This is a genomic window from Pseudonocardia nantongensis, from assembly GCF_046546495.1.
In the GTDB taxonomy this organism is placed as follows: Bacteria; Actinomycetota; Actinomycetes; order Mycobacteriales; family Pseudonocardiaceae; genus Pseudonocardia; species Pseudonocardia nantongensis.
The window spans coordinates 1-1,332 of the sequence record NZ_JBKGXT010000051.1; the positions used below are offsets into that span (position 1 = coordinate 1).

A 1,332-nucleotide genomic window follows, 5' to 3' on the forward strand; every position below is an offset into this window, starting at 1 on the left:
TGTCTCGTCCCGGGTTTGATGGAGATCATCAAGCCAGGAGGATGATCGACCGATGGTCGCCCCGAGGAAGTACCCCGATGAGCTGCGGGAACGAGCGATCCGGCTCGTGTTGGACGCCAAGGCTGACCCGGCAGGCCCGGGCGGGAACGTGTACCGACGCATCGGCGAGCAGTTGGGGATCAACCCAGAGACGCTGCGAGGCTGGGTGAGGCAGGCTGAGATCGACGCCGGCACCCGGCCGGGCACGACGACCGATGCCGCCACTCGGCTCGCGGAGTTGGAGCGTGAGGTCCGGGAGTTGCGGCGGGCGAACGCCATCCTGAAGTCGGCTTCAGCTTTCTTCGCGGCGGAGCTCGACCGCCCCAGCAGGTAGTCCTCGACTACATCGAAGTCCACAAAACCCAGTTCGGGGTCGAGCCGATCTGCGCGGTTCTCAAGGAGGCCGGCGTGAAGATTGCCCCGAGTACTTTTCATGCGTCGAGAACGCGCCCGCCGTCAGCGCGTTCACTGTCCGATACCGAGAGTCTGAAGGAGATCGAACGGGTGCATCGGGAGAATTTCGGCGTGTATGGCAGTCGGAAAATCTGGGCGCAGCTACGCCGCGACGGCGGTGTGAACGGTCGACAGGTGGCTCGATGCACGGTGGAGCGGCTCATGCGCGCCAGCGGGCTGCGCGGCGTCTCCCGACTGCGGGCACCTCGCACGACGACCCGCGGTAGCGGCCTGGACCTGCGCCCGGACCTGGTCGACCGGGACTTCACCGCGTCCACGACGAACCGTCTGTGGGTCGCCGACATCACCTATGTCCGCACGTTCGCCGGCTGGGTGTACGCGGCGTTCGTCATGGACGTGTTCTCCCGCCGGATCGTCGGCTGGCAGCTATCGCGGAATTTGTACACCGATCTGGCCCTGGACGCCTTGAACATGGGGATCTGGACCCGTCAACGTGACGGCGCCGATCTTACCGAGTTGATACACCATTCCGACCGCGGCGTGCAATATGTCGCCGTCCGCTACGGCGAACGTCTCGCAGAGGTCGACGTAGTCGCCTCGGTCGGGTCGGTCGGGGATTCCTACGATAATGCGATGGCGGAAGCGTTCAACTCCCTGTTCAAAGCCGAACTTGTCCGCAACCGAGGGCCGTGGCGCGGGATCGACGACCTCGAGCTGGCGGTCGCCGAGTACATCGACTGGTACAACCACCGCCGCCTCCACGGCGAGCTCGGCCTGATCCCACCCGTGGAGCACGAAGCCCTACACGCCGCCACCGAGGCCGCCCGGCAACCCGCCGGAGCGTGAGAACCGAGCCTCTACCAAACCCGGGACTTGACA

Annotated in this window: 1 protein-coding gene and 1 other annotated feature; the gene reads left to right on the top strand. The window is 65.5% G+C overall.

Translation table 11 applies throughout. The features are described from left to right. Positions 1-52 precede the first annotated feature (52 nt). Positions 53-1,299 (top strand): IS3 family transposase gene (locus tag ACLFMI_RS26740; RefSeq protein WP_410950734.1). Its coding sequence is split into 2 segments (ribosomal slippage): positions 53-335 and positions 335-1,299, totalling 1,248 coding nucleotides; the frame shifts between segments, so codons are not numbered across the junction. Then, positions 334-462: a sequence feature (AL1L pseudoknot), on the top strand. (Overlaps the previous gene by 129 nt.) Positions 1,300-1,332: the final 33 nt, after the last annotated feature.